The sequence below is a fragment of the Neisseria sp. genome (assembly GCF_030530745.1).
Lineage (GTDB): Bacteria > Pseudomonadota > Gammaproteobacteria > Burkholderiales > Neisseriaceae > Neisseria.
On sequence record NZ_JAUMUI010000028.1, the window covers coordinates 1 to 25,231 of the forward strand.

Annotated in this window: 25 protein-coding genes, 2 tRNA genes and 1 other RNA gene; 16 read left to right on the forward strand and 12 right to left on the reverse strand. The window is 53.3% G+C overall.

Annotated elements, in window-relative coordinates:
- Window positions 1–344: 344 nt before the first annotated feature.
- From Q3970_RS08990 to Q3970_RS09010, 5 genes are all read right to left on the reverse strand, one after another.
- Window positions 345–806 carry a hypothetical protein gene (locus Q3970_RS08990; RefSeq protein WP_303100243.1) on the reverse strand — a complete coding sequence of 154 codons (462 nt, stop codon included), beginning with the start codon at window positions 804–806 and terminating at the stop codon, window positions 345–347.
- Window positions 807–876: 70 nt separating this feature from the next.
- A complete protein-coding gene (locus Q3970_RS08995; RefSeq protein ID WP_303100244.1) occupies window positions 877–1,329 on the reverse strand; it encodes a hypothetical protein in 453 nt (150 codons plus the stop codon).
- 46 nt (window positions 1,330–1,375) lie between these two features.
- Window positions 1,376–1,885 (reverse strand): hypothetical protein, encoded by a 510-nt coding sequence (locus Q3970_RS09000; protein WP_303100245.1) that lies wholly within the window; start codon window positions 1,883–1,885, stop codon window positions 1,376–1,378.
- A gap of 52 nt (window positions 1,886–1,937) precedes the next feature.
- The gene (locus Q3970_RS09005) at window positions 1,938–4,241 is read right to left on the reverse strand and encodes a hypothetical protein (RefSeq protein WP_303100246.1); all 2,304 of its coding nucleotides are present in this window, start codon (window positions 4,239–4,241) and stop codon (window positions 1,938–1,940) included.
- Between the two features lie 228 nt (window positions 4,242–4,469).
- The gene (locus Q3970_RS09010; RefSeq protein ID WP_303100247.1) at window positions 4,470–4,754 is read right to left on the reverse strand and encodes a hypothetical protein; all 285 of its coding nucleotides are present in this window, start codon (window positions 4,752–4,754) and stop codon (window positions 4,470–4,472) included.
- 29 nt (window positions 4,755–4,783) lie between these two features.
- Here Q3970_RS09010 and Q3970_RS09015 point away from each other — a divergent pair, with 29 nt between their 5' ends.
- The 3 genes from Q3970_RS09015 (at window position 4,784) to Q3970_RS09025 (ending at window position 8,567) form a co-directional block, all read left to right on the forward strand.
- A complete protein-coding gene (locus Q3970_RS09015; RefSeq protein ID WP_303100248.1) occupies window positions 4,784–6,031 on the forward strand; it encodes a M48 family metallopeptidase in 1,248 nt (415 codons plus the stop codon).
- 147 nt (window positions 6,032–6,178) lie between these two features.
- Window positions 6,179–6,910: a TIGR00730 family Rossman fold protein gene (locus Q3970_RS09020; protein WP_303100249.1), complete on the forward strand. Its 732-nt coding sequence runs from the start codon at window positions 6,179–6,181 to the stop codon at window positions 6,908–6,910.
- A 310-nt stretch (window positions 6,911–7,220) separates the two neighbouring features.
- Window positions 7,221–8,567 (forward strand): murein transglycosylase A, encoded by a 1,347-nt coding sequence (locus Q3970_RS09025; protein WP_303100250.1) that lies wholly within the window; start codon window positions 7,221–7,223, stop codon window positions 8,565–8,567.
- Between the two features lie 268 nt (window positions 8,568–8,835).
- On the opposite strand, the gene mutS is transcribed toward Q3970_RS09025, so the two are convergent.
- Entirely contained in the window at window positions 8,836–11,418 is a 2,583-nt protein-coding gene (gene mutS, locus Q3970_RS09030; protein WP_303100251.1) for a DNA mismatch repair protein MutS, read from the reverse strand.
- 369 nt (window positions 11,419–11,787) lie between these two features.
- On the opposite strand from mutS, the gene Q3970_RS09035 reads away from it, so the two are divergent.
- Window positions 11,788–11,864 (forward strand) — tRNA-Met (locus Q3970_RS09035).
- Between the two features lie 7 nt (window positions 11,865–11,871).
- Window positions 11,872–11,947, forward strand: a tRNA-Ala gene (locus Q3970_RS09040).
- 192 nt (window positions 11,948–12,139) lie between these two features.
- Here Q3970_RS09040 and Q3970_RS09045 read toward each other — a convergent pair.
- On the reverse strand, window positions 12,140–12,760 hold the full coding sequence (locus Q3970_RS09045) for an RDD family protein (protein WP_303100252.1): 621 nt from the start codon (window positions 12,758–12,760) through the stop codon (window positions 12,140–12,142).
- 144 nt (window positions 12,761–12,904) lie between these two features.
- Here Q3970_RS09045 and asd point away from each other — a divergent pair, with 144 nt between their 5' ends.
- Window positions 12,905–14,026 carry an aspartate-semialdehyde dehydrogenase gene (gene asd, locus Q3970_RS09050; protein ID WP_303100253.1) on the forward strand — a complete coding sequence of 374 codons (1,122 nt, stop codon included), beginning with the start codon at window positions 12,905–12,907 and terminating at the stop codon, window positions 14,024–14,026.
- A gap of 130 nt (window positions 14,027–14,156) precedes the next feature.
- Here the strand turns inward: asd and rnpB are convergent.
- Together rnpB and Q3970_RS09060 are read right to left on the reverse strand one after the other, a co-directional pair.
- Window positions 14,157–14,518, reverse strand: an RNA gene (gene rnpB / locus Q3970_RS09055) — RNase P RNA component class A.
- A gap of 80 nt (window positions 14,519–14,598) precedes the next feature.
- On the reverse strand, window positions 14,599–14,925 hold the full coding sequence (locus tag Q3970_RS09060) for a zinc ribbon domain-containing protein YjdM (protein ID WP_303100254.1): 327 nt from the start codon (window positions 14,923–14,925) through the stop codon (window positions 14,599–14,601).
- A gap of 271 nt (window positions 14,926–15,196) precedes the next feature.
- Here Q3970_RS09060 and Q3970_RS09065 point away from each other — a divergent pair, with 271 nt between their 5' ends.
- From Q3970_RS09065 to mnmE, 5 genes are all read left to right on the forward strand, one after another.
- On the forward strand, window positions 15,197–15,466 hold the full coding sequence (locus tag Q3970_RS09065) for a hypothetical protein (protein WP_303100255.1): 270 nt from the start codon (window positions 15,197–15,199) through the stop codon (window positions 15,464–15,466).
- Window positions 15,467–16,069: 603 nt separating this feature from the next.
- Complete coding sequence (locus Q3970_RS09070; RefSeq protein ID WP_303100256.1) at window positions 16,070–16,489, forward strand: hypothetical protein; 420 nt, start codon at window positions 16,070–16,072, stop codon at window positions 16,487–16,489.
- Window positions 16,490–16,601: 112 nt separating this feature from the next.
- The gene (locus Q3970_RS09075; RefSeq protein WP_303100257.1) at window positions 16,602–16,856 is read left to right on the forward strand and encodes a bacteriocin; all 255 of its coding nucleotides are present in this window, start codon (window positions 16,602–16,604) and stop codon (window positions 16,854–16,856) included.
- 82 nt (window positions 16,857–16,938) lie between these two features.
- Window positions 16,939–17,229 (forward strand): hypothetical protein, encoded by a 291-nt coding sequence (locus Q3970_RS09080; RefSeq protein ID WP_303100258.1) that lies wholly within the window; start codon window positions 16,939–16,941, stop codon window positions 17,227–17,229.
- A gap of 92 nt (window positions 17,230–17,321) precedes the next feature.
- Complete coding sequence (gene mnmE / locus Q3970_RS09085) at window positions 17,322–18,689, forward strand: tRNA uridine-5-carboxymethylaminomethyl(34) synthesis GTPase MnmE (RefSeq protein WP_303100259.1); 1,368 nt, start codon at window positions 17,322–17,324, stop codon at window positions 18,687–18,689.
- Between the two features lie 146 nt (window positions 18,690–18,835).
- Here the strand turns inward: mnmE and Q3970_RS09090 are convergent, their stop codons facing one another.
- Window positions 18,836–19,261 (reverse strand): carboxymuconolactone decarboxylase family protein, encoded by a 426-nt coding sequence (locus Q3970_RS09090; RefSeq protein ID WP_303100260.1) that lies wholly within the window; start codon window positions 19,259–19,261, stop codon window positions 18,836–18,838.
- A 135-nt stretch (window positions 19,262–19,396) separates the two neighbouring features.
- Between Q3970_RS09090 and Q3970_RS09095 the strand changes: the two genes are divergently transcribed.
- Window positions 19,397–19,756 carry a helix-turn-helix domain-containing protein gene (locus Q3970_RS09095; protein WP_303100261.1) on the forward strand — a complete coding sequence of 120 codons (360 nt, stop codon included), beginning with the start codon at window positions 19,397–19,399 and terminating at the stop codon, window positions 19,754–19,756.
- A 109-nt stretch (window positions 19,757–19,865) separates the two neighbouring features.
- On the opposite strand, the gene Q3970_RS09100 is transcribed toward Q3970_RS09095, so the two are convergent.
- Both Q3970_RS09100 and Q3970_RS09105 read right to left on the reverse strand, forming a co-directional pair.
- The gene (locus Q3970_RS09100; protein ID WP_303100262.1) at window positions 19,866–21,095 is read right to left on the reverse strand and encodes a PilT/PilU family type 4a pilus ATPase; all 1,230 of its coding nucleotides are present in this window, start codon (window positions 21,093–21,095) and stop codon (window positions 19,866–19,868) included.
- Between the two features lie 93 nt (window positions 21,096–21,188).
- The gene (locus tag Q3970_RS09105; protein ID WP_303100263.1) at window positions 21,189–22,229 is read right to left on the reverse strand and encodes a type IV pilus twitching motility protein PilT; all 1,041 of its coding nucleotides are present in this window, start codon (window positions 22,227–22,229) and stop codon (window positions 21,189–21,191) included.
- Window positions 22,230–22,397: 168 nt separating this feature from the next.
- On the opposite strand from Q3970_RS09105, the gene Q3970_RS09110 reads away from it, so the two are divergent.
- The 4 genes from Q3970_RS09110 to dksA all read left to right on the forward strand — a co-directional run bounded on the left by Q3970_RS09110 (window position 22,398) and on the right by dksA (window position 25,144).
- Window positions 22,398–23,090: a YggS family pyridoxal phosphate-dependent enzyme gene (locus tag Q3970_RS09110; RefSeq protein ID WP_303100264.1), complete on the forward strand. Its 693-nt coding sequence runs from the start codon at window positions 22,398–22,400 to the stop codon at window positions 23,088–23,090.
- A 23-nt stretch (window positions 23,091–23,113) separates the two neighbouring features.
- On the forward strand, window positions 23,114–23,962 hold the full coding sequence (gene proC / locus Q3970_RS09115) for a pyrroline-5-carboxylate reductase (RefSeq protein WP_303100265.1): 849 nt from the start codon (window positions 23,114–23,116) through the stop codon (window positions 23,960–23,962).
- Between the two features lie 2 nt (window positions 23,963–23,964).
- Complete coding sequence (locus Q3970_RS09120) at window positions 23,965–24,522, forward strand: YggT family protein (RefSeq protein WP_303100266.1); 558 nt, start codon at window positions 23,965–23,967, stop codon at window positions 24,520–24,522.
- Window positions 24,523–24,727: 205 nt separating this feature from the next.
- Window positions 24,728–25,144 carry an RNA polymerase-binding protein DksA gene (dksA, locus tag Q3970_RS09125; protein WP_303100267.1) on the forward strand — a complete coding sequence of 139 codons (417 nt, stop codon included), beginning with the start codon at window positions 24,728–24,730 and terminating at the stop codon, window positions 25,142–25,144.
- Window positions 25,145–25,231 lie beyond the last annotated feature (87 nt).

Sequence of the window (25,231 nt, forward strand, 5' to 3'; positions counted from 1 at the left end):
GGATATTGATTTGCTGTTTCGAACCTGTATCGATTATTAAGTTGATTAGCTATAGTAGCCGTTCCCAAATAAATATTTATCAATAAAATAATCGACGTGAAAGTCAAAACTATTGATAGGACGGTCAGGTATCATAATAAACAAAGCGGCAGGAAAAACAATAAGGGAAAAAACAATAATCCATTGTTCTAAAATTGATCTTCTTTTATTCATTTCTTTTTCCGTATAAAGTAATGGCCGTCTGAAACTTTCAGACGGCCTTGTTTTATTTTTTACCCTTAAAAAATAAAACACTAAAGCAATCATTCTAAACAAAAAATAAATGAAGATTGTTTTTGAAATCATCAAGCCCAAAAAAATATGGGATTATTATGGAAATATTCGGTAAATACGAAACTTCTCCTGCCGTTGTAAACACTAAATTCCTGAGGGTAATAACTCTTTAAAATCAGATATAAACCCAAAGCAACAATGAGTAAAAAATACCATCCGGCATTTTTAGGCATCAGTGAAACGATGATATCGTTTCTGCGCCATATGCCGGTAAAAAGCCCTGTAGCTATTGCCCAAATAACCGAAAAATTATTGGTTACTTTAGCGGCAAAGGGATAATTTGAAGGGCTGTACCAGCCGTTTCCGAACAGATATTGATTCAAAAAATCATTCAACCGATAACCAGTGCCGCCCATAGAGTGGGCAGGGGTGATGATAAAGACCAGTGTAGGAAGAATAAATAGAGAAATAAAAACATAACCTTCAACTTTTTTCCTATCCATCATAAAGCTCCAAAGGCCGTCTGAACGCATTCAGACAACCTTGTTTTATTTTTTCCCCTTAAAAAAATAAATCACCAAAGCAATTATTCTAAACGGGAGATCATACTTCTTTTACAATTATCATTGCCAGAAACAGGGGGGGGGTGTTGTGGAAAGATTCGGTAAAGGGGAAACTTCTTCTGCCTCCGGAGGTATTAAACTCCTGAGGATAGAAACTCATTAAGATCATATACGCTCCCAAACCTACCATAACCAATAAAATCCATCCGATATTTTTAGGCAACAACGAGGGAATAATGTCGTTTCTACGCCATATTCCCATAAAAGAACCCGTAACAACAGCCCAAACAACCGAAAGGCTGTTGGTTACTTTGGCGGCAAACGGATAATTCGAAGGGCTATACCAACCGTTTCGGAACAAATATCGGTCGATAAAATCATCTAGCTGTAAGGTTATATTGCCTTCAGGATGGGCGGGTGTAGAGATAAAGATTAGAACCGGAATAACAAACAGTGAGATAAAAACATAATTTTCAGCTTGTTTTCTATCCATGATAAAGCTCCGAAGGCCGTCTGAAAGTTTCAGACGGCCTAAAGGTTTATTTTTTTTTGCTCAGCAAATATAGTATTAATGAAATAGGAAATCTAAATCCTGCATATATCACCCCTGCCTTAACTGCCATAAATGATACAAATGATATGGGATTATTATGGAAGGCTTCGCTGGTTCCAAAACTCCTGCCGCTGGTTATTTTGAATTCTTGATGGAATATGCTTTCCCATAGCATCATTACCCCTAAAACCAAAAAAAACAGGCAGCTCCACCAAATATTTTTGGGCAATGGGGTTATGATGTCATTTTTCCGCCATATTCCCATTGCAACTCCTGCCGATATGGCAAAAACAACCGAAAGGCTGTTGGTTATTTTGGCGGCAAACGGATAATTAGAAGGTTTGTACCAGCCGTTGCCGAATAAATATCGATTGCAGAACTCATCTAACAAATATTCAAGGCTGCTGCCGGGGTATGCGGGAGTAAAAACGAATATTATTGCAGTGATGGCCAGAGTAGAAAAGAAGATATAATTTTCAGCTTGTTTTCTATCCATGATAAAGCTCCGAAGGCCGTCTGAATGCATTCAGACGGCCTGTTTTAATTAATCAAATGATCGGGTTTTCCTGAATCTGGATTTGGGTTTCAGGCTGCGGAATGCCGGGATAGGCCGGGCTTTCTTCAGGCGGTATCGAAACCGCTTCTTCCGACACGGCGGGGTTGCTGAAAACCTTCTCCCATTCGGCATTCTGATACTGTTTGATTTCGCCGATAATCTCCCTGTTGAAAAACCCTTCCATATCGGGCAGCTCGACTAAAGACCTCAAATATTCTCCGGTGTTTATCTGCCGCTGTGCGGCTGCGGCCTCGACATAATCCCAGTTGACATAGGGTTCGTCGGCTTGGACTTGGTCAAACGGCCGGGTTTCGGCAGACTCCGCAGCAGAAGTTGGGGGGTCAGCCGTTTCGGCAGCCGCTGCTTCCGCCGCGCTGTCTTCAACGGCCGCAGTATCCGTATTTTCAGCCTCCGACTTCTGTATAAAATCAGGGGAAATTTCGCTGCCGTCTGTGGCATTTACGGTATCGGCATTGATAATGAATTTGCCGTCCGAATCAATATTGCCGATAACCGTTACCTCTTTGCCGTCGATTTCCAGGTTTTCAAAACGGTGGTTGCCGATCAGGGTAACGGTTTCGGCTTCGAGCTTGGTATCCCCGCTGTGGCTGTGGTTGCCGATTAAAACCAAATCGGTATATTTGTCTTCACTATTGCTGCTGAAGTCAAACCGGTTGGCATTGGAAATTTCTTTATCCAATTCATTTACGGCTTCTAAAGCGTAATATGTAAGTACAACTCCACCTAGGATGGTAATTGCTGTAACGGCTCCAACTGGAGCACCCCATGCCATAAGACCAAGCCCAATTGCCCTAGCAATTGCCGCACTGCCACTGACAGCCGCAGCCGAAGCGGCAATCTTGGTAATCTGCCCGGCAACGGGATCCCAGTTGCCGTCTTTCCATGCGGTATTGATACGGCTGCCCAGCTCGTAAGCGTCGATGGCGCTGCCGACTCCGCCGAGGATTTTCATCGCACCGCCGATAAAGTGCGTTTTGCCCGCAGCCTCCCCGTGTTTCTGGGTCAGCTCCGCCGCATCGGCGCGGATTTTTTCTACGGCTTCATTCAGGGCTTCACGGTTATTGGCATAGTAGGCACGGCGCTCGTCGTAGATGCGGCCTTCTTCGAATTCCATAATGGTTTGCGAAAAACCCGAAGCTAGGTCGTGCTTTTGCGACGCCATATTCTTGAGCCTTTCGGCTTCGGCCATAAACCCTTGATGCGGGTTGCCGAGGGCGGATTGGGCCAGGGTGGCGGCGGTGCCCACGGCATCGGCGGCCCGGGTTTGCGGGTGCGGGTTTTGTGTTTGGGCGCCGTCTGCCGCCGGGGCGGTATTTTCTGCTGCCGCAACGTCTTCTTGTGCAGAAGCCGTATCGGCACTTGGCGAAGCGACGGAACTTTCGGCTGCCGCCGCATTACCGCTTTCCGTTTTGGCGGGCACGGCGGTTTCGGGCGGAGCGGCGGGCGGGGTTTCTGCCGCCCGCACAGGCGGATTTTGAGTTACGCCATTTTCAGACGGCCTCTCGGCCACGGGCGCGGCAGGAGGGGTTTCCCGTGCAGCTTCAAAGGCGGATCCGGAGGTATCGGTTGACGGAAAGTCGTCCAAAGACACCCATATTATCTCTTCGTTTTCGCGAAGATAGGACGGGGTTTCAAGCCGGATGCCCTGCTGCGCGGCCAGTATCCTTTGAATTTCGGCTTCGGTTAAATCGATTGTTGTGCTGAACCCTGCCCTGACCACTGCTGTTTCGATTTCTACGGTTTCCAGCATCGGCGGCGCTTCTATCCCTGCGGGTGCCAATTCTAACAGTGCGGGTTCGGCCGAATCTCCTTCGTCTGTTTCAGAATACGTCTTCCACATTGCTTTTCCGTTGCCTAGGATTTTGAATTCTTTGTTATCTAAAAGGGGGCTGCTGTAGCTGTAGCTGTAGCCGGTTAATTTGCCGTCTTCGTCAACTAAGGTTGTGGTTTTGATGCTCCCCCCGATATTGTGAAAAAAATCCACAATTTCTTCTTTCGGCCTGCTGCCTATTTCACGCAGTTCCTGCTCGCTGTAGATATGGCGCTCGGCAATGTCTTTTTGCGGAATGTCGTAGGTGTTGACTTCAAGCGGGGGCTCTTCCGAATAGGTGTCATACACCCGGTCTTGGGGTGAATGGTTTATTGAAACACGTTCGTAATCGGATACCTGCGGTTTTTGAGTGGAAACCTGCTGCCATCCGCCGAGGCCGGTTCCGGCAACGGTCGGGGAGGAAACGGGAACATAATCCGACGCCTTGGGCGTGGAAACGGGCACCCACCCGCTTGGGGCGAGGGCGTTTCCCGATGAGCTTCCTCAGCCGCCGAAGTTAGAAAAGCTGTTGATATTGCTGTATAAATTCATTTTTTCTCCTTTGATCCGGCCTTCACACGCAAAAACATTACCCGCTGCGGGGTAATGCCTGTTGTTTGATTAAATAAAAACCATTATCGGTAATAGACTCAGGGCCGTCTGAAAAGTTCCGGGTTTGCTTTTTTATTATGGTTATTTATTTGAAATAAAACCGGTTTTATGCGGGTTTGGGGGGTTATGCTTCAACCGCTGTTTGAATTTGCTACAATGGCTGCCCGGTTTTTTCCAAATCTGCCGGATGCTGCCGCCGCTGAAACCGCCGGGCAAAAAAAATGCCCTTGAAACCAAGGGCAGAAGATGTTTTCCGAAAGGATAAACAGTTATGAAAAGTTGCTTACGGCCATTATACTTACCCGCTTTACCGAATGCCAGATTTGTTGCACACTGTTGCCCGCTATTGTGGGTTTTACACCACAAGATTTTGTTTTCATTGATTTTTATCTAAAATGAATATTTCGTTTTTTCATTCTGCCTTTTTGTTTTTTCTGGTGTTTTCCACCGCTTTGCAGCTTTATCTGTCGGTGCGCCAGAGCCGTGCCGTGCTCAGACACCGCCATGCCGTGCCGCAGGATTTCAGCGCAACCGTGCCGCTCGAAGACCACCAGAAGGCGGCTGACTACACGCTGGCCAAACAGCGGCTGGCGCGCTGCCGTATTGTGTTTGAAGCCCTGCTGCTCTTGGTGTTTACCTTGGGCGGCGGCCTCAACCTGCTGGCGGCTTTGAGCATGAAGTTTTCAGACGGCCCCATCACGCAGGGCGTGATTTTGATTGCGCTGTTTGCCGTGGTGAATACTGTGCTTTCGCTGCCGCTCGATTGGTACGGCACATTCAGGCTCGAAGCGCGTTTCGGCTTCAACCGCAGCACGCCGGCGGTGTTTTTCGGCGACCGCCTCAAAGGGTTGCTGCTGGGCGCGGTTATCGGCGTGCCGCTGCTGTATGCCGCGATTTACCTGATGGGTGTAACCGGCGCGCTGTGGTGGCTGTGGGTGTGGCTGCTGTGGCTGGGCTTTTCTCTCGCCCTGCTGTGGGCGTTTCCGAAATGGATTGCACCCTTGTTCAATAAATTCGAGCCGCTGCCCGAAGGCCGTCTGAAAACGCAGATTGAAAACCTGCTCGAACGCACGGGCTTCAAAAGCAACGGCATTTTCGTGATGGACGGCAGCAAACGCTCCGGCCACGGCAACGCCTATTTCACGGGCTTGGGCGCCAACAAGCGCATCGTGTTTTACGACACGCTGCTTGAAGATATGCGGCCCGACGAAGTGGAAGCGGTGCTGGCGCACGAGCTGGGGCATTTCAAACACAAACACATCGTCAAACAGATGCTGGTAACGTTTGCGCTGGCTTTGGCGGTGCTGTTTGTTTTGGGGCTGTTGATGCCGCAGGCGGCATTTTATAAGGCGTTGGGCGTGGCCTACCCCAGCCACGCCATGGCTTTGCTGCTGTTTTTGCTGGTGCTGCCGGTGTTTGCCTTTCCGTTTTCGCCGCTGGGCAGCCTGGTGTCGCGCAAAAACGAATTCGAGGCCGACCGCTTCGCCGCCGCCGCCGCTTCGGCAGGCGACCTGATTGCCGCCCTCACCAAACTCTACCGCAGTAACGCCTCGAGTTTGGTGAGCGACAAATGGTATTCGCGCTTTTACGATTCCCACCCCGGCGCGCGCGAGCGGGTGGCGGCACTGAAAAAGGCCGTCTGAACGGCCGGATCCGATGCCGTACAGTGAATCAGCTTAAGAAACTGAAATTACCGGTTTGACTATATTCCCGATTCCCGCAATATTTTTCAGACGGCCGCAACCGGCACCGTCGGTTACAATGCCCCGTCTGCAACCGAAAGAACGCTTATGAACCTTTACCGCAAACTGCCCGCGCCTATGCTGCCCGAAGAAACCCGCCGCGAAATTCAGGCGCGCGAGTCGTATCATGTGTTGAAAATCATTTCAGAATTTGTCGAATCGGGCGAAGAGCTGCGCGCCATCCAGCCTGCCGTAAGCATTTACGGCAGCGCGCGCACGCCGGCAGGCCACCCCGATTATCTGTTTGCCGAACGCTTGTCGCGAAAATTATCCGACGCCGGTTTTTCGGTGATTTCCGGCGGCGGCCCCGGCATCATGGAGGCGGCCAACAAAGGCGCGTTTGCCGGCAAAAGCCCCGCTGTAGGGCTGAACATCGTGCTGCCGCACGAGCAGCACGCCAACCCGTATCAGAATTTATCCATCAAATTCCAACATTTCTTTCCGCGCAAAGTGATGTTTGTGAAACACGCCGTGGCCTATGTGGTGATGCCCGGCGGCTTCGGCACGCTCGACGAACTGTTTGAAAGCCTCACCCTCGTGCAAACGGGCAAAACGCCCAACCGTCCGATTATTTTGGTGGGCAAAGCCTTCTGGCAGGGCATGATGGACTGGATCCGCAGCCAACTGCTCGGCAACGGCATGATTTCGGCGGAAGATTTGGATTTGGTGCAGTTAATCGACGATGAAGACGAGATCGTGGAACATATTTTCGCCCACTACGAAAACCGCTCCGACGGCCTGCTCGAACCGCAGGACAACACTTGGGAGCTGGGGCTGTAACACGGGCACCTCTGAAAATACCAAAGGGGCAGGGGAAGGCCGTCTGAAATACCCGGATGCCGTGTCGGAACCATATCCCGAAATCCGAACCGAACCTTTCAGACGGCCTGCGCAGATTTTGAAAAAGTTGTTTTCCCGAATATAGCCCTTTGATTTTATGTTAGAATACCGCCCGTTTCTGCTTCGGGGCAGACTGCGGGTTGTCTGTGGGGGAACCTCGCGGCAAAAAATTTGTCTGCCTTATTCCGAACTTTTTAAAACCACGCCGTCTGAAACCCGCCGTTCAGACGGCCTTATCACACAACACACTATGAACCGCAAAACCCTTTACCACATCGCCCTCTTGGGCATCACCGCCGCCGTTTTAGCCGCCTGCGGCACCAAAAAAAGCAAGCCCGGCCCGAGCGTGCCGCCGGTGCAGCAGCCGCCCGCGCCGCCGGTAACGCCCGGCCAGCCCCTGCCTGCAGGCACGCCTTCTCCGCAGGGAACCGTACACACCCCCGGCGGTGGCGCCAGCTACAAAGCCGTGCCCCACAGCGCCATGCCGCAATGGGACGAACAAAACTTCGCCGACAGCCTGCGCTCGTTCCGCTTGGGCTGTGAAAAACTGCAGGCACAGCAAAACTGGCGCAACGTGTGCGAACAGGCTTCGCACACCCCTTATGAAAACGCAGCCGCCAAAGCCTTTTTCGAACAGTATTTCACGCCTTGGCAAGTGAGCGCCGGCGGCAACCTGGCAGGCACCGTTACCGGCTATTACGAACCCGTGCTCTTGGGCGACTCGAAAAACACCGGCAAAGCGCGCTTTCCCGTTTACGGCATTCCCAACGACTTTATTTCGGTCGATCTGCCCGCCAACCTGCGCAACAGCAAAAGTACCGTGCGTATCCGCCAAACCGGCCCCAACAAAGGCGTGATCGATGCCAACGGCCCGTATTCGGCCAGTTTGAGCCAGTTTCCCCTCAGCGAACGCACCCGTGCCCTGAAAGGCCGTTTCGCCGGCAGCCGCTTCGTGCCGTATTACACCCGCGCCCAGATTAACGGCGGCGCGCTCGACGGCAAAGCGCCGGTATTGGGCTATGCCGAAGATCCGGTGGAATTGTTTTTCCTGCACATCCAAGGCTCCGGCCGTCTGAAAACACCCGACGGCAGATACATCCGCGTGGGCTTTGCCGATAAAAACGAACACCCCTACGTTTCGATAGGCCGCTACATGGCCGACAAAGGCTATCTGCCGCTGGCGCAAACCACCATGCAGGGCATCAAAGAATACATGCGCCGCAACCCGCAGAAGCTGGCCGAAGTTTTGGGGCAGAATCCCAGTTATGTATTCTTCCGCCCGCTGCCCGGCAACGACGACGGCCCCGTCGGCGCACTCGGCACCCCGCTGATGGGGCAGTATGCCGGCGCCGTCGACCGCCGCTACATCACACTGGGCGCCCCGCTGTTTGTCGCCACCGTATACCCCGGCACCAACTACGCCCTCAACCGCCTGATTATGGCGCAAGATACCGGCAGCGCGATTAAAGGCGCGGTGCGGGTGGATTATTTCTGGGGCTACGGCGATGAAGCCGGTGCAGTGGCAGGCAAACAGAAACACAAAGGTTATGTGTGGCAGCTGCTGCCCAACGGCGTGATGCCGCAATACCGCCCTTAAGGTTTCGAATCGGTTAACTGATAAAGGATCCTTACATCCGCATATCAAGTGCAATACTCAAATGCCGGCGGTAAGGGCCGGAACCTTTGCAAAAAAGCCGTTTTAGTCCTGAATTTATTTATTTTGTCATACCCGGGCCTGACCCGGGTATTTTTTTCTTCTAAAACAACAAGATGTTTGGACCCGCCCCGGGCATGACACAGGTGTTTTAGGGTATCGAAAAGAATTTTGCAACGCTCCCGGCCTTGTCTGCGCGTCGGGCGCATTTTTATTTCTCCAAGCTTTTCAAACGGTAAAGCACTTCCAAAGCCTCGCGCGGGGTCAGGCTGTCGGGATCGGTTTGGGCCAGTATTTCCAGCACGGGGTCGGGGGCGGCGGTTTCGCCGCCGTTTTCTGAAAGCATGTTTTCCGGTGTGCAATCAGGGCTTTCAGACGGCATCATATTGAAAATATCCATCTGCGGCCGGTTGGCGGCGGCCTGCGCTTCGAGTTCGTTTAAATGTTTGCGGGCGGATTTGAGCGCGCGCGCGGGCAGACCGGCGAGTTTGGCCACGGCGATGCCGTAGCTTTTGCTGGCGGGGCCGGGTTCGATGTGGTGCAAAAACACGATGTCCTGCCCCTGCTCCAACGCCGAGAGGTGCATATTGACGGCGGCGGCGTGCGCTTCGGGCAGGCGGGTCAGCTCGAAATAGTGGGTGGCAAACAGGCTGAACGATTTGTTTTTCTGCAAAAGGTGTTCGGCAATGGCCTGTGCCAGCGCGAGGCCGTCGAAGGTGGAGGTGCCGCGGCCGACTTCGTCCATCAGCACCAGCGACTGTTCGGTGGCGTGGTGCAGGATGTAGGCGGTTTCGCTCATTTCCACCATAAAGGTGGAACGGTTGGAAGCCAGATCGTCGCTGGCGCCGATGCGGGTGAAAATCTGGTCGATGGGGCCGGTTTTGGCGGCGTCGGCGGGCACGAAGGCGCCGGTGTGCGCCAGCAGCACGATTAAGGCTGCTTGGCGCATATAGGTGGATTTGCCGCCCATATTGGGGCCGGTGAGCAGCATCAGGCGGTGTTTGTGGTCGAGGGTTGTGCTGTTGGCGGTGAAGTGGCGCACCTGCCGCTCCACTACGGGATGGCGGCCGTTGCTGATTTCAATCAGCGGGTAATCGGCAAACTCGGGGCACACATAGCCGCGCTCTTCGGCATGGCGGGCGAAGGTGGAGAGCACGTCGAGCGAGGCGGCGGCTTTGGCGGCCTGCTGCAATTGCGGCAAGGCCGTCTGAAGCTCTTTGAGCAGGGTGTCGTAGAGTTGTTTTTCAAGTGAAAGAGCCCGCTCTTGAGCGCTGAGCACTTTGTCTTCAAAGGTTTTTAATTCAGGGGTGATAAAGCGTTCGGCGTTTTTCAGGGTTTGGCGGCGCTGGTAGTCGGCAGGCGCCTGCTCGGCCTGCACTTTGGATAATTCGATATAAAAGCCGTGCACGCGGTTGAATTCCACTTTTAAGGTGGATAGGCCGGTACGCTCGCGTTCGCGCGCTTCGAGGGCGAGCAGAAATTCGTCGCCGTGGTTTTGAATGTGGCGCAGTTCGTCCAATTCTGCATGGAAGCCGTGGTTGATCACGCCGCCGTCTTTCAGCCACACGGCAGGCTCGGGCAAAATGGCTGCCTGCAGTTTTTCGGCAATGGGCAGGGTTTCGGGAAACACGTTTTGCAGGGTTTGCAGCAAGGCGCTGCCGCCGGCGGGCACTTGGGTTTCGGCCAGCACAAACAGGCTGTCGCGCAGCGCGGCCAAATCGCGCGGTCGGGCGTTGCCCACGGCGATACGGGCGGCGATGCGTTCGATGTCGGCCACGTTTTTCAGACGGCCTTGCAAACCGGCATAGTGGTTTTGCAGCTCCATCACCGCCTGCCGGCGCGCCTGAATGTGGCTTCTGTTGCGCAGCGGGTGGTGCAGCCACAGCGCGAGCAGGCGGCTGCCCATGTGGGTGGCGCAGTCGTCGAGCACCGAAAACAGGGTGGGGGCTTTTTTGCCGGAGAGCGTTTGGGTGATTTCAAGGTTGCGGCGGGTGGCCGCATCCATGCCGATATATTGGCTGTCGTTTTCAAGTGAAAGGCCGTCGAGGTGCTGCGGAAGGCCGTTTTGGGTGAGGCGGATATAGTTGAGCAGCGCGCCGGCCGCGCCCACGGCCTCGGCGTGCTCTTCGATATTGAGGCCGAAGCCGCGCAAATCTTGGCTGCCGAAATAGTCGGTTAACAGTTTGGCGGCAGCATCGGCGGCAAACTGCCAATGGTTGAGCCGCGTGATGTTGGCCGCCTGAACTACCGGCGCGTTTTTGCCGTCGGGCAGCAGGATTTCGGCGGCCTGCAAACGGGCCAACTCATCGGACAGTTTGTCGGCAGTAGTGAGTTTGGCTTTGAACTCGCCGCTTTGCAGTGAAGCCCACGCCAGCCCGATGTGTTTTTTGCCGGCACACACAGCCACGATGCGGTTGGTTTCTTTGTCTTCAAGAAAAGCAGAATCGGTGAGCGTTCCGGGGGTAACGATGCGCACCACTTTGCGTTCCACCGGCCCTTTGCCTGCGCCCACTTCGCCCACCTGCTCGCAAACCGCCACGCTTTTGCCCATTTTTACCAGTTTGGCCAGATATTGTTCGGCCGAATGAAACGGCACGCCCGCCATTTTAATCGGCTCGCCGTTCATCTGCCCGCGCGTGGTCAGTGTAATATCGAGCAGTTTCGCCGCTTCCACCGCATCATCGAGAAACAGCTCGTAAAAATCGCCCATGCGGTAAAACACCAGTTTGTCGGCATGGCCGGACTTGATGTCGAGATATTGCTGCATCATCGGGGAAACGGCGGATTTGGTCATGGCGGGCGGCCTTTGTGTTTGAAAAGGGAAGGCTATTGTAACAAAAGAAAGAAAAAGCCGAGGCCGTCTGAAAGAGTTGGTTGCCGGACTTTTTTGTCCGGAGGTTTCAACGGCGGCAGTACCCGGCGGATTCGAAAAAAACCTGAAAAGCCATTGCGGCAAATTCAAACAACGGTTGGAGCATAATCCATAAACCTGTATAAAAAACCGGTTTTATTTTAAATAAATAATCATGATAAAGGAAAAAGCCAGAGTTTTTCAGACGGCCTTCCAATGTTTTTTTCTATAAAAATCAAATAAAAAAACACAATTTCCGACAAAGCGGTTGCCCGCACCCAAAAAAACCGTATAATTGCGCTTTCACTAAGCGGCGAATTAGCTCAGTCGGTTAGAGCAGAGGAATCATAATCCTTGTGTCCGGGGTTCGAGTCCCTGATTCGCCACCAGAATTTCGGGGGTATAGCTCAGTTGGTAGAGCGCTTGCATGGCATGCAAGAGGTCAGCGGTTCGATCCCGCTTACCTCCACCAGTTTTGAAAAACACCCGGCTTTGCCGGGTGTTTTTGTTTCAATATTTTCAAACAACAGGCCGTCTGAAAATTTTTTTTCAGACGGCCTGTATGCTGTATGCGAAGCCTGCATGGTACAGGATATTTCAAGCAGCTGTTGCCGGCCGGCAAAAATTCTTTAACCTGTACCTGCCGGAATGATACTTGACCCGTTTATTTTCCGGGCAGGCGCACAACCACGGTATCCGCCAGCATATCCTGCAGCGTACGGCGGTTTTTCGACTTATTGAACAGCATAAACAGGCAGATTATCCACGGAACAAACGACAGCACATTGCCGATCGTATCGGCCGTCAAAGTACTGCTGCCTGCCGCCAGGGCCAGCAGGTAGCCTGCAATCATGGCGGCAAAGGTAACGATGATGTTGAACAGAATTTCGCGCAGAACCACCGTACCCCAAAAACCGGGGTTGCGGCCGTCGCTCTTCAATACGCGGATTTGCATGATTTTCTTGCCAAACGACTGGCCGCTCCGGCTCATCAGCCAAATCTGGCCCAGGCCGTATACCGCCATTACCGCGAGGCCGAACCAAATCCAGCTGCCGCTCCAGTCTGCTTCGGCCAGCATCCCGGCCACCGCTTCTTCATTACCCGCCGCGCCCTGGCTGAACACACCCTCGGGCAACGCTGAAATTATGCCGGCAATAAGGGGCACATAAGCCAGCAGGGTCAGCAAAATGTTAATCAGATAAGCCGCTATCCTTCTGCCCGCACCGGCAATTTCCACATCGACGATTCCGTTATCCGCCTCACGGTTTGAAGCCATTTCGTTCATATTTCGATACTCCGTTTCTAGGGGTTGGTAAATTTTTTGCCACCTTACCACAAAAAAGTCTTTACTTTTACCCCTTCTCGGGGTTAAAACACTGTTTTTTTCTAAATTTTGTCAACAATTGATTATTTTTTAAGGAGTGTAAAAATGAAAGTAGGATTCGTCGGTTGGCGCGGCATGGTCGGTTCGGTTTTGATGCAGCGCATGCGGGAAGAAAACGATTTCGCCCGTATTCCCGAAGCCGTATTCTTCACCACTTCCAACGTAGGCGGCGCCGCGCCCGACTTCGGCCAAGCCGCCAAAACCCTGCTGGATGCCAACGATATTGCCGAACTGGCGGAAATGGACATCATCGTTACCTGCCAGGGCGGCGATTACACCAAAGCCGTATTCAAACCGCTGCGCGATTCCGGCTGGAACGGCTACTGGATTGATGCGGCTTCTTCGCTGCGCATGAACGACGACGCGGTGATTATTCTCGACCCCGTCAACCGCAACGTTATCGACCAAGCCCTGCAAAACGGCGTGAAAAACTACATCGGCGGAAACTGCACCGTATCGCTGATGCTGATGGCCTTGGGCGGCCTGTTCCAAAACGACTTGGTGGAATGGGCAACCAGCATGACCTACCAAGCCGCCTCGGGCGCGGGCGCCAAAAACATGCGCGAGCTGATCGAAGGCATGGGCGCGATTCACAACGAAGTCAAAGCCGAAATCGCCGACCCTGCCGGCGCAATTTTGGATATCGACCGCAAAGTGTCCGATTTTCTGCGCAGCGATGCTTTCCCCGCCGCCAATTTCGGCGTGCCGCTGGCCGGCAGCCTGATTCCGTGGATTGATGCCGACTTGGGCAACGGCCAGTCGAAAGAAGAATGGAAAGGCGGCGTGGAAACCAACAAAATCCTCGGCCGCAGCGCCAACCCCACCGTTATCGACGGCCTGTGCGTGCGTGTGGGCGCAATGCGCTGCCACAGCCAGGCCATCACGCTGAAGCTGAAAAAAGACTTGCCCACAGCCGAAATCGAGCAACTGTTGGCATCGGCTAATAGCTGGGTGAAAGTAATTCCCAACGAGAAAGAAGCCAGCATCCGCGAGCTGACCCCCGCCAAAATAACCGGCACATTAAGCGTGCCCGTGGGCCGCATCCGCAAGCTGGGCATGGGCGGCGAATATATCAGCGCGTTTACCGTGGGCGACCAGCTCCTTTGGGGCGCTGCCGAGCCGTTGCGCCGTATGCTGCGGATTGTGTTGGGCAATCTGGATTCATAACCGGTTTTAGGGACACTTAACATACTAATGGCTAAAGGCCGTCTGAAAATACAAACTTCGCCCTGAAAGTCGGACATCCAACTTTTAGAAAAGGCGCAGTTTGTATTTTCAGACGGCCTCAGAATATATGCATACGGGTCGGGCGGTAAGCCGGGTTCTGTCGCGGACAGCCATTCCTCTAGGCGCACCATTGCTGATACGCTCCAGCAACCTACCCGAACGCTCGGCGGGCCGCGTCTTTGCGTTCTGTTTGGTCTTGCTGCGGATGGGGTTTGGCCTGCTGCGCCTTGTTGCCAAGTGCACGGTGCGCTCTTACCGCACCTTTTCACCCTTGCCCGTTCTTTCTTGCGAAAGCCGTCGGCGGTTTTGCTTTCTGTTCCACTTTCCGTCGCGTTGCCGCGCCCGGCCGTTAGCCGGCATCCTGCCCTGTGCAGCCCGGACTTTCCTCCCCGCAGGCCTTACGCACTGCGCGGCGGCTGTCTGTCCGGCCCGTATGCGGAGCGGATTATAACACGGCGGCGCGGCAAATCGTGGAAGGCAGGGCGCCCTTGGCAAGGGATTTTGCCACGAAATCAGGCTTTTTTTACAAATTCCGATTTCAGGTTGATGGCGCTGCCGTCGATTTTGCAGGCGATGTCGTGATCGCCTTCCTGCAGGCGTATGCCTTTGACTTTGGTGCCCTGCTTGATTACCATCGAGCTGCCTTTCACTTTCAAATCTTTAACCAAAACCACGGTGTCGCCGTCTGCCAGGGGTGTGCCGTTGGCATCTTTCACGGTTTGGGTTTCTGCGGCTGTTTCGGTTCCGTTCCATTCGTGGGCGCACTCGGGGCAGACGAACTGCACGCCGTCGTGATAGGTAAGGTCAGAGCCGCATTGCGGGCAGGAGGGCAGGGTCATGGCAGATTCCTTTCGAGTGAAATTTTAAAATTATAGCAAAATGCCGTCTGAAAGTTTTCAGACGGCATTACCGTTTTCCGCGCATCATGGTCCTGTTTGTGCCGGAGTAAAAAACATTGTATTATGATGTTGATTTAATATGATTTTTGCCTATAAAAACCTTAAAAATCCTTTTCATGTTTTTCCTTGATTGAATGAACCTTAACAGGGGGTGGTCATAGATACTGAATCGGTTCGATTCGTTTTTTCAATTTATTTCAAGGAGAATGTTATGAAAGTTTTGTCTGCTCAAGAACTGCACCGTGTGCAGGGTGCTTTCGGTCCGGTCGGTGCCGCAATCGGGGGAGTTGCCGGCGGGCTGGGGTATATCATCAGCCAACAAGTCAGTGGTTCTACTTTTTCTCCTACTACGTTGGCAACATCTGTCGGTGCCGGTGCAATTGCAGGAGGTTTAGCCGGGCCTAATGGTGTTGTTTGGGGGTTTAATGGCACGCTTGCAAAAGGAATGGTTGAGGGCGTTGCCCAAAAGTATGGGAAATAAATTTCCTATCATTTTAAAAGTATTAATCGGTACTGTATTTTTTCTAATTGCATTGGTCATACGCTCAAAATATGTTAAGGCCGGATATGCTGATGGTTCAACGAGCGTTGCTTTTTTTGTAATTATCTTTATGTGCTACGTTCCGATTAATAAACCGGCATTTTGGTATGGGATCTTATTCTTTTTACTGTGTGATATTGTTTTGTATCTGACGGTTTGATTGATGATGTCTCCATTTGCCGGTCAGCCTGTACGGTTGTGCCGTTTGAAACGGCGTAGCCGTACAGGGTTTTGTTGGTTGTTCGGAGGCCCAACGGCGAATTAGCCGGAGGTATGGTTAAAGGAGTTGCCTCAAGGTATGGCAAATAAGCTGTCCGTAACCAAAATTTTTCTTTCTGCAGTATCCGTCGTCATTGCTTTTTTTCTCGAAAAAAAGTACATGGCAGCGGGAATAGCAGGTGCTTCGTGGCTGGTCGCGATAAATTCACTCTTTTTTATCTGGTCGGCATACGTTTGGGAGAGAAAAAAATTATTTGTATGCGGAATGCTTTTTTTTCTAACAGCTTATTTGATTCTTTATTTAGAAGTAAGGTAACTTGAAAGATGCCGTCTGAAACAGGTTTTCAGACGGCATTTGTGCAAACGGGTTTTGCGGCCGTTGTTGCCTCAGCTTGTGATCTCAGGATAGTGAGAGTAAGGACACACACGCATGCGCTGTTTGGATTTTTGCTGCCGCTATATTTATCCCCTTTAGGGCGCTTTACATTTAGAGGCCGTCTGAAAAAATTGAAAACGCTATTGTCGGGCAGCTTCGATTTGGATATTCAGCCCGCGTTTTTGCTTACGCCTGCTGAAATCAGATGGTCCGTTTGCCATTTGGTGCGGCCGATAACGGGCTTCAAAGCCGCCGTTGTACACTTCGTGTTTCCAACATGGGGATTTGATAACAGTTGGATTATGAAAACCAACCGGGCAGGGCAACCCGAAAGTCATTTGATTTTCCTGACAAACATTAAAAAATAATTTCAAAAAAAAAAAAAAACTAATACATAGGGTTGTTGTCAGTTTAACTGCAAGCGGAAAAAAACGTTTGCAGGCATTTCTTTTAACTTATTTTTAATCTAGGAGTGATATTATGAAAACGTTGACTATGGATGAACTGCAGCAGGTTTCCGGCGGTTTTAATATAGGCAAAACTGCTGCATCGGATTCGGGAGGTATAGTTGGTGCAGCAGCCGGTTCCTTTGCCGGTGCCTTTACGGGTATGGCATTGGGTGCAATTGCCGGACCGGGCGGTATGGCGGTCGGTGGTCATGTCGGTAGGGCTGTCGGCGGATATTTGGGTGCCAAACTAGGCTCATATGTCGGCGAAAAATCGTTTGGTTATTAAGTTAGGACGATTATTCCGTATCCGTTAGATAAATCATATTCTGTCGGATACGGAGTATTCGAAAGTTATCTGAAAAGGAAAAATGATGAAGAAATTTTGGGAAAACTACAAGCAAAATTTAACTATCATGATGGATTTCAATAAAGCGCATTGGAAAGCATTTGCCGTTATCTGTTTTGTATCAAGTTTGATCGCGCATATAGCAAACATTATTTTAAGCCTGTATGTGATAGATCCTAAATACTATTTGGGCGAAAACCGCTTCCTTCCCCCGGGTGGCGTTGTTATCGTTATGTTTATTTTAATAGAAATTGCTACCTATAAATATTTGCAACATTATAAAAATAAGCAGGAACACTTTGATTCCGAATAATCTCCTGAATTTGAAACCGGGGCCGCCTGAACCTTTCAGGCGGCCTTTGCTATAATCGCTGCTTTGTTTGTTCTGTCTTAAATGATGCCCTTATGTCTGCCATCTCTCCCACCATAGCCGCCATCGCCACCGCGCCCGGTCGCGGGGGTGTGGGCGTTATCCGCGTTTCCGGCAAAAACCTGCTGCCTTTTGCCGAGAAAATCAGCGGCGGTAAAACACCTGCACCGCGCGTTGCCTTATATACCGATTTTCTGGATTCGGACGGCCGGGCCGTCGACAGTGGCCTGATGCTTTATTTCGCCGCACCGGCCAGCTTCACCGGTGAAGACGTGATCGAGCTGCAAGGGCATGGCGGGCCGGTGGTGATGCAGATGCTGCTGCAACGCTGCCTGCAGCTGGGCGCGCACCCGGCACAGCCCGGTGAGTTTACCAAACGCGCGTTTCTCAACAACAAGCTCGATCTGGCGCAGGCCGAGAGCGTGGCCGACTTGATTGACGCGTCCAGCCAGTCGGCCGCGCGCATGGCTGTGCGCTCGCTCAAAGGCGCGTTTTCGCAGCACATTCACGCGCTGGTTGATGATTTGATTACGCTGCGTATGCTGGTGGAAGCCACGCTGGACTTTCCCGAAGAAGACATCGATTTTCTTGAAGCCGCCGATGCGCGCGGCAGGCTGGAAAACCTGCAAGGCCGTTTGAAAACCGTGCTGAAGAGTGCCGAGCAGGGCGCGATTTTGCGCGAGGGTATGAACGTGGTGCTGGTGGGCGCGCCGAACGTGGGCAAATCAAGCCTTTTGAACGCGCTGGCGGGCGACGACATCGCTATCGTAACCGACATTGCCGGCACCACGCGCGACACCGTGCGCGAACAAATCACGCTTGACGGCGTGCCCGTGCATATCATCGATACCGCCGGCCTGCGCGACACCGACGACGTGGTCGAGCAAATCGGCATCGAGCGCAGCCGCAAAGCCGTGCAGGAAGCCGATGTGGCGCTGATTCTGATTGACCCGGCCGAGGGCGTCAACGCCAAGACCCAAGCGATTCTGAACAGCTTGCCAGATTCACTGAAAAAAATCGAAATCCGCAACAAAATCGATATTCGCGGCGAAGCTGCCGAAGCGGTTTCAGACGGCCTCAGGCTGGAAAGCGGTGCAGATACGCTAATCAAACTCTCAGCCAAAACAGGCGCGGGCTTGGATTTGCTCAAACATGCGCTGTTACGGGAAATCGGCTGGCAGGGTGAAAGCGAAGGCCTGTTCCTGGCCCGCCGCCGCCACCTTGCGGCCCTGAACGAAGCTGAAGCCGAATTGGCAAACGCTGTATTGTGCGGCAACCATCAAATCGAACTTTTGGCCGAACATTTGCGGCTGGCGCAGGCCGCATGCAGCAAAATCACCGGCGAATTTAGTGCCGACGATTTGTTGGGCGTGATTTTTTCACGTTTCTGCATTGGCAAATAACCGGCAGGGCGCGTTTGCGGTACTGCCGGTTTGCCGGACGGTTCGGCTTGAACGGTAAAGCAGGCCGTCTGAAAAAGAGTGCTTTCTTTTTCAGACGGCCTCGGCGGTTTATGCGCCCGGTGGTTCCAAGCCATGTCTGCCGGAGGTTACTCGCCGTAAACCTCTATTGCTTTCTCAAAGGCAGACCAAGCCCGGGGACCGCCGACATAAAACGACAAGTGGGTGATAAGCTCCGACATTTCCTGTTTGGTAACGCCGTATTCTTTGGCGCGTTCCATTTGGAATTTCAACTGTTCGAAATTATTCCCGGCTATCATGGCAGCGATGGTAATCATCGATCGCTCCCTGAGCGGCAGTTCTTTTTCGCGCGACCAGATTTGGCCGTATACGATGTCATCGTTGATTTCGGCAAATTTGGGAGCGAATTTTCCGAGCCGTTCCCGCCCTATCGTTACCTGCGTCGGCGCTTGGGCGGCCAAACGGTTGGCCGAGGGTGCGGATTGGCGGGGCGTTTGCGCCTGGCAGGCTGCCGCGCAGCCGATGATGATTAACGGTAAAATCAATTTTTTCACAAAAGCCTCCTTTCAGTGGGTTAAAGAGCAGATGGAGGAGGCAGTATAATATAAAGAAATTTTATGAAAAATAAGTTACTTGAAAGTATGGTATGTACGTTTAAGTAAGTTTTTCGGAAAACATAAGGATTGACGGTGAAAAAAATTTCAGCGATTGATTTGGCCATGAAGCTGGTAGGCGGAAAATGGAAATGTTTGATTCTTTACCATTTGTATGCCGGAGCCAAACGTCCCCGCGATTTGCTGCCGCTGCTGGAGGGCATCAGCCCGAAAGTGCTGACCGAACAATTGCGCCAGCTTGAGGCCGACGATCTTATCGGGCGTGATGTTTATGCAGAAGTGCCGCCGCGTGTCGAATACCGCCTGACTAAAGACGGGGCGGGCCTTGAGCCGGTGTTGCGGATGCTGTGCCATTGGAGCTGCGACTATGACAGCCGGCACGGCAATGTAGTAGGGGTATGCCTTTCCGGGAAGGAAAAACACGCCCGAGACTGACTCTGTCAGTATAGAAGACAGGGCGGTTGAACATGTATTTGCAAGCCTCAGGCCGTCTGAAAACCAAACGGTTGGTTTTCAGACGGCCTGAGGCTTGATAAGCACCTGTTTACATTAAATTCAAATCGCTGATACGGTCATACAGGCGGCTCGGATCGTTGCCTTCTTCATGAAGCTGGATGCGCAGGCGCAGATCGTTGGCGGAATCGGCCTGACGCAGGGCTTCGTCGTATTCGATTTGGTCTTTCACATAAAGATCAAACAGGTGCTGGTCGAAAGTCTGCATTCCTTCTGCACCGGAGCGCATCATCAGATCTTTGATGTCCATCAGTTCTCCCTTGAAAATCAAATCCTGCATGGCGGGGTTGTTGAGCAGCAGGTCGATAACGGCAGTGCGCTGGCTGCGGCCTTTTTTAATCACCAAACGCTGGCCGATGATGGCGGTGAGGTTCAGCGCCAAATCCATTAAAACCTGCGGTTGGCGTTCTTCTGGATAAAAGTTGATGATGCGTTCGATGGCTTGGGACGCATTGTTGGCGTGCAGGGTAAACACGCACAAGTGGCCGGTTTGGGCGAGCTGGAGGGCGTATTCCATACTGGCTTCGCTGCGCACCTCGCCGATACAGATAACGTCGGGCGCTTGGCGCATGGCACTTTGCACGGCCAGTTTCCAGTCGGCGGTATCAATGCCCACTTCGCGCTGGGTGATGATGCAGCGGCGCGGCTGGTAGAGGTATTCGATGGGGTCTTCGATGGTAACGATGTGGCCGGGCAGTTTTTGATTGCGGTGATCGATCATGGCGGCCATCGAGGTGGATTTGCCCGAGCCGGTGGGGCCGGCGAGAATCAGCAGGCCGCGGGGGGTGAGGGCGAGGTCTTTGAGCTTTTGAGGCAGCGCCAGTTCGTCGACGCTGGGGATGCGCTGGTTGATGCGGCGCAGCACCATGCCGGGGCGGCCTTGTTCGTGATAGGCATTAACGCGGTAGCGGGTGTTGCTTTTCGACTGTACGGAATAATTCAGCTCCAATTCGCGGTTGAAAGCTTCGCGCTGCTCGTCGTTCATGGTCGATTCGGTAATGGCGGCGGTGTCGGCGCCGGTGAGCGCCTTGTGCGGCATGGGTGTGAGTGTGCCGTTAACCTTCATCGAGGGCGGGAAGCCGGCACTGATAAAGATGTCGGAAGCGCCGCGCTGTTCGGCCTCGGCGCACATGCGGTCGAGCAGCGGGTGCAGGTGGGTGCCGATTTCGGCTGGGGTGGGGATGTGCGGCGGCTGGTTTTTCTGTGAATAAGCCTGCACCATTTCGGAAAGCAGGTTGTGCAGTTGGTTGGATTCGCTCATGGTGTTTTCCCTGACGGTTTTTCGGTATCGGCTGTTTCAGACGGCCTGTTTGTTTTGTAAAGGTTCCGGCCGTCTGAATCAGGTTGGAGGCGGTTATACGATCATCTCGGCACTTTGTGCTTTGCTGCGGGCCACATCGGGGCTGATAACGCCTTGGCGCACCAGGTTTTGCAGGGCTTGGTCGAGCGTTTGCATACCGTGCGCCTGGCCGGTTTGCAGCGCAGAGTTGATTTGGGCGATTTTGTTTTCGCGGATCAGGTTGCGCACGGCGGCGGTGGACACCAGAATTTCGTGCGCGGCCACGCGGCCGTTGCCGTCGCGGGTTTTCAGCAGGGTTTGCGAAATCACGGCGCGCAGCGATTCCGACAGCATTGAGCGCACCATTTCTTTTTCGCCGGCGGGGAACACGTCGACGATACGGTCAACCGTTTTGGCCGCGCCGGTGGTGTGCAGGGTGCCGAACACCAAGTGGCCGGTTTCGGCGGCGGTAAGCGCGAGGCCGATGGTTTCCGGGTCGCGCATCTCGCCCACCAGGATCACGTCGGGGTCTTCGCGCAGCGCCGATTTGAGCGCGTTGGCGAAGCTGTGGGTGTGCTGGTGCAGTTCGCGTTGGTTAATCAGGGCTTTTTTGCTCTGGTGCACAAACTCGATCGGGTCTTCGATGGTGAGGATGTGGGCGGGCTGGGTTTCGTTGATGTAGTTGATCATTGCCGCCAGCGTGGTCGATTTACCCGAGCCGGTAGGGCCGGTTACCAGCACAAGGCCGCGCGGGTTGTCGGCGATTTTCTGGAAAATGCGCGGGGCTTTGAGGTCTTCCAGCGTGAGCACGGTGCTGGGAATGGTACGGAACACCGCCGCCGGGCCGCGGTTGGTCATGAATGCGTTGACACGGAAACGCGCCACATTGGGCAGCTCGAACGAAAAATCCACTTCGAGGTTTTGCTGGTACACTTTGCGCTGGTAGTCGTTCATCACCGAAGTGATCATATTGCCCACTTCTTCGTTGGTCATTTCGGGCAGGTTGATGCGGCGCACGTCGCCGTGCACGCGGATCATCGGCGGCAGCTCGGAGCTTAAGTGAAGGTCGGACGCTTTGTTTTTCACGCCGAAAGCGAGTAAGTCGGTAATCTGCATAATGTGTAGCCTTGCTTTTTTAAGTTAAAATTTTTCAGACGGCCTCTGCTCGTTCGGTTTGGCAGCAGCCGGAAATCTATGTCGGCGCATTATTTTAAATAGATAAACCGTGTTAAACCAAGTAAATTTTTAATTATTTTTGCTAACGTGCCAAAAACGGAAAGAATCATGACAAGCCTGCAACAAAATTACCGCAACGTGCTGGCCCGAATCGGCCGCGCCGAAGCCGTCGCGCACCGCAGCGCGGGCAGCGTGAAGCTGGTGGCGGTGGGCAAAACCTTTCCCGCCGCCGACATCCGCGAAGTCTATGCCGCGGGCTGCCGCGATTTCGGCGAAAACTATATTCAGGAATGGTATGAAAAAACCGAGCGGCTGGCCGATTTGCCTGGCATCGTTTGGCACATCATCGGCGACGTGCAGTCGAACAAAACCAAATATGTGGCCGAACGCGCCCATTGGGTGCATACCATAGGCCGTCTGAAAACCGCCCAACGGTTGAGCGCGCAAAGGCCGTCTGAAATGCCGCCTTTACAGGTGTGCATCGAAGTGAACATCGCCGCCGAGCCGAACAAGCACGGCGTGGCGCCCGAAGAAGCCGTGGCGCTGGCCTGCGAAGCGGCGAAGCTGCCCAACCTGACCGTGCGCGGCCTGATGTGCGTGGCCAAAGAGGGTAGCAGCGAAGAGCAATTGCGGCGGCAGTTCGGCAAGATGCGGCAGCTGCTGGCCGACTTAAACGCAGCGGGCGTGGCGGCCGACGTGCTTTCAATGGGAATGTCGGCCGATATGGATATAGCCGTCGAATGCGGCGCTACCCATGTACGCGTGGGCAGCGCGGTTTTCGGCAGGCGGGATTACAGTTAACGGATACCGGGGCCGTCTGAAACATGTTCAGACGGCCTGCCGGGCTATCTATACAATTTGCAGAAAGCAAAACCATGACTATCTATTTTTTAGGCGGCGGCAATATGGCCGAAGCCATAGCGGGCGGTTTGGTGAAGCAGGGCGGTTATCATGTTCACATCGCCAACCGCGGTGCCGAGAAACGCGAACGTTTGGCGCGTGAGTTGGGCGTGCAGGTGTCGGAAAAGCTGCCCGGCCTCAGTGCAGACGATGTGTTGGTGCTGGCGGTCAAACCTCAGGACATGCAGGCCGCCTGTGCAGGTTTGCAAACCAACGGTGCGCTGGTGTTGTCGGTGGCCGCCGGCTTAAGCATCGATACCTTAAGCCGCTATCTGGGCGGCACCCGCCGCATCGTGCGGGTAATGCCGAACACGCCCAGCAAGGTCGGTTTGGGCGTTTCCGGCCTGTTTGCCGCCGACGGCGCCGGCGAAGCCGACAAACGCCTCGCCCAAAACGTGATGGCGGCGGTGGGCGAAACGGTGTGGCTGGAAAACGAAGCACAGATGCACGCCATCACCGCCATCACCGGCAGCGGCCCGGCCTATGTGTTCTACCTGATGAACGCCTTGCAGGCCGCCGCCGTGCAGCAGGGTTTCGACGAAAAAACCGCCCGCAGCCTCAGCTTGGCCACCTTCAAAGGCGCAGCGGCACTTGCCGAATCAAGCGGCGAAGATTTCAGTACCTTGCAGCAAAACGTTACCTCGAAAGGCGGTACTACCTTTGCCGCCGTCGAAGCCTTCAACGCGCACCGGCTGCCCGAAGCCATCGAAGCCGGCGTTAAAGCCTGCGTGGCGCGTTCGCAGGAAATGACGCAACAGTTCGAGGCCGTCTGAAAATGATTGCCCAAATGCTGATTCTGCTGGCCGACGGCCTTGCAATAGTGTGTTTGTCGCGTTGCCTGCTGCAATGGGCCGGGCTTGATTACAACCACCCGCTGGCGCAGTTTTGCACCCAAACCACCGACTGGCTGGTCAAACCCCTTCGCAAAGCCGCCCCGCCGCTGGGCCGCTGGGACACCGCCTGTGTATTGGCTGCCGTGCTGCTTTATTATGCAGCCTACACGCTGGCCTCACTGATTGTCCTGCCCGGCGGGTTCGGTGCCAAAATCATCGCCGCCAACCTGTTCTTCGCCGTGTTGGGCATTCTGAAAGCCACCGCCTATGTTCTGCTGTTGGGGTTGGTGTTAAGAATGGTGCTGAGTTTTAAAAATCCATACTCTTCTTTACAAGCATCTTTGCATAAAGTGTTTGAACCATTATCACGACCGTTTGTCTTTTTAAGGTTCAGGCGTTACGACTTTTCAGGTAGCGTATTGGCCCTGATGCTGTGGTTTTGGCTGAGTGCAATCCTGCCACAGCTGACTGCCAGGCTGAATTTATGGCTGTTGAATTGATTTATCAAAAAGTTAGTTGTATGAAACAGGCCGTCTGAAAACCAAGAAACAACATAACGGCAGGCAAACGCGCAGCATAACCGGAAAACCATGTTATGATGCCCGCCTAAGCTGGCAGGCCGGCTTTACGAAAATCAATAACAAGCCGCAACGGGCGACTTTACCTGTTAAAGTCATTCAAACAACTGGGAAAGAAAGAACCATCATGACGAAACTGACCGAACAAGACATCCTCAACTGGAACGGCCCCGAAGACGACTATATGAATGCCGATCAACTGGCATTTTTCCGTGACTTGCTGGTCAAACTGCAAGACGAACTCATCGAAAACGCCAACACCACCACCGGCCACCTGCAAGAGCATGAGTCTGCTCCCGATCCCGCCGACCGTGCCACGCAAGAAGAAGAATACGCTCTTGAGTTGCGCACCCGTGACCGCGAGCGCAAACTGTTGAGCAAAATCCAAGCCTCCATCCGCAGCATCGACGAAGGCGACTACGGCTTCTGTCAAGACACCGGCGAGCCCATCGGCCTCAAACGCCTGCTGGCACGCCCTACCGCCACCCTGTCGGTAGAAGCCCAAGAGCGCCGCGAACAACTGAAAAAACAGTTTGCCGATTAATAACGGCACCAAACATATCCGGCTGTCTGAAGCGTTTTTCGGGTGGCCGGTTGTTTGCGCATCTGACTAAATACCGTTGTCGAACAG

Excerpts from the sequence above, each read along its gene's own strand:
- Q3970_RS09075 (WP_303100257.1), top strand. The coding sequence starts at position 16,602 with ATGAAAACGTTGACTATGGATGAACTGCAGCAGGTTTCCGGCGGTTTT.
- Q3970_RS09025 (WP_303100250.1), top strand. The coding sequence starts at position 7,221 with ATGAACCGCAAAACCCTTTACCACATCGCCCTCTTGGGCATCACCGCC.
- asd (WP_303100253.1), top strand. The coding sequence starts at position 12,905 with ATGAAAGTAGGATTCGTCGGTTGGCGCGGCATGGTCGGTTCGGTTTTG.
- Q3970_RS09065 (WP_303100255.1), top strand. The coding sequence starts at position 15,197 with ATGAAAGTTTTGTCTGCTCAAGAACTGCACCGTGTGCAGGGTGCTTTC.
- Q3970_RS08990 (WP_303100243.1), bottom strand. The coding sequence starts at position 806 with ATGCGTTCAGACGGCCTTTGGAGCTTTATGATGGATAGGAAAAAAGTT.
- mutS (WP_303100251.1), bottom strand. The coding sequence starts at position 11,418 with ATGACCAAATCCGCCGTTTCCCCGATGATGCAGCAATATCTCGACATC.
- Q3970_RS09070 (WP_303100256.1), top strand. The coding sequence starts at position 16,070 with ATGCCGTCTGAAACAGGTTTTCAGACGGCATTTGTGCAAACGGGTTTT.
- Q3970_RS09120 (WP_303100266.1), top strand. The coding sequence starts at position 23,965 with ATGATTGCCCAAATGCTGATTCTGCTGGCCGACGGCCTTGCAATAGTG.
- Q3970_RS09105 (WP_303100263.1), bottom strand. The coding sequence starts at position 22,229 with ATGCAGATTACCGACTTACTCGCTTTCGGCGTGAAAAACAAAGCGTCC.
- Q3970_RS09045 (WP_303100252.1), bottom strand. The coding sequence starts at position 12,760 with ATGAACGAAATGGCTTCAAACCGTGAGGCGGATAACGGAATCGTCGAT.
- Q3970_RS09080 (WP_303100258.1), top strand. The coding sequence starts at position 16,939 with ATGATGAAGAAATTTTGGGAAAACTACAAGCAAAATTTAACTATCATG.
- dksA (WP_303100267.1), top strand. The coding sequence starts at position 24,728 with ATGACGAAACTGACCGAACAAGACATCCTCAACTGGAACGGCCCCGAA.
- Q3970_RS09020 (WP_303100249.1), top strand. The coding sequence starts at position 6,179 with ATGAACCTTTACCGCAAACTGCCCGCGCCTATGCTGCCCGAAGAAACC.
- proC (WP_303100265.1), top strand. The coding sequence starts at position 23,114 with ATGTTCAGACGGCCTGCCGGGCTATCTATACAATTTGCAGAAAGCAAA.
- Q3970_RS09110 (WP_303100264.1), top strand. The coding sequence starts at position 22,398 with ATGACAAGCCTGCAACAAAATTACCGCAACGTGCTGGCCCGAATCGGC.
- Q3970_RS09015 (WP_303100248.1), top strand. The coding sequence starts at position 4,784 with ATGAATATTTCGTTTTTTCATTCTGCCTTTTTGTTTTTTCTGGTGTTT.
- Q3970_RS09100 (WP_303100262.1), bottom strand. The coding sequence starts at position 21,095 with ATGAGCGAATCCAACCAACTGCACAACCTGCTTTCCGAAATGGTGCAG.
- mnmE (WP_303100259.1), top strand. The coding sequence starts at position 17,322 with ATGTCTGCCATCTCTCCCACCATAGCCGCCATCGCCACCGCGCCCGGT.
- Q3970_RS09000 (WP_303100245.1), bottom strand. The coding sequence starts at position 1,885 with ATGGATAGAAAACAAGCTGAAAATTATATCTTCTTTTCTACTCTGGCC.
- Q3970_RS09060 (WP_303100254.1), bottom strand. The coding sequence starts at position 14,925 with ATGACCCTGCCCTCCTGCCCGCAATGCGGCTCTGACCTTACCTATCAC.
- Q3970_RS08995 (WP_303100244.1), bottom strand. The coding sequence starts at position 1,329 with ATGGATAGAAAACAAGCTGAAAATTATGTTTTTATCTCACTGTTTGTT.